Raw genomic sequence first — 1,121 nt, forward strand, 5'->3', positions numbered from 1 at the left:
GAACTGGTGGTGGCCGAACTGGCGATCCTCAAGTGCGGCGCTGCCTACGTGCCGCTGGACCAGAATGCCCCGGCCAGCCGCCAGGCCTTCATGATCGCCGACAGCCACGCCCAGGTGGTGCTCAGCGTGAGTTCGCTGTCTCTTCCTGACACCCCGGCCACGCGCATCGACCTCGATACGCTGGTGCCCGCACCGCAGGCCAGCCCACGGCTGGCGCTGGGCAACGACAGCACAGCGGCCGCAGCGATCCTGTACACGTCCGGCTCGACCGGCCAACCCAAGGGCGTGATCGTGCCGCACCGGGCGATGGTGCGGCTGGTGGTCAACAACCACTATGCCCGCTTCGGGGCCGACGACCGGGTTGCCTTCACCGCCAACCCTGCGTTCGACACTTCCAGTATGGAAGTCTGGGCACCGCTGCTGCATGGCGGGCGCATCGTCGTGATCGACCAGGCCACGCTGCTCGACCCGCAGGCACTGTCGCAACAACTGCAACACCATCAGGTAACGATCCTGCACCTGGTGGCGGGCCTGCTGAGCGCGTATGCCGACACGCTGTCCCCGGTACTGCCGCAGCTGCGCTACCTGCTGACGGGTGGCGATGTGGTCGATCCGCGGGCAGTGGCCCGGGTATTGCGCCACAGCGCACCGCAACATCTGATCCATTGCTACGGTCCGTCCGAGACCGCCACGTTTGCCACTACCTGTGAAATCACTGACGTGGCCGACGACGCCACCAGCCTGCCGATCGGGCGGCCGATCGCCAACACCCGCATCTATGTGCTGGATGGTTACGGCCAGCCGGTGCCGGTGGGGGTGGCAGGCGAGATCCATATCGGCGGCGCGGGGGTGGCGACCGGCTACCTGAACCAGCCGGAGCTGACAGCAGAGCGTTTCGTTGCCGATCCGTTCAGCAATGAACCGGGTGCGCGGATGTACAAGACCGGTGACCTGGGACGCTATCGTGCCGATGGCAACCTGGAATTCCTGGGCAGAAATGACCACCAGGTGAAGTTGCGCGGCATGCGCATCGAACTGGGTGAGATCGAGGCGAAGCTGGCGCAGTATCGTGGAGTGAAAGAAATTGCAGTGATCGCGCGCGAAGACCATCCCGGCGACAA

At 65.3% G+C, this 1,121-nt stretch carries 1 protein-coding gene; it reads left to right on the forward strand.

Annotated features, from left to right (window positions below):
- Positions 1-1,121, forward strand: a 1,121-nt coding sequence (locus ACFQUU_RS29310; protein ID WP_382252164.1) for an amino acid adenylation domain-containing protein, incomplete at both ends; no start/stop codon positions are given.

This window comes from Herbaspirillum sp. GCM10030257 (assembly GCF_042666555.1).
Taxonomy (GTDB): domain Bacteria; phylum Pseudomonadota; class Gammaproteobacteria; order Burkholderiales; family Burkholderiaceae_D; genus Noviherbaspirillum.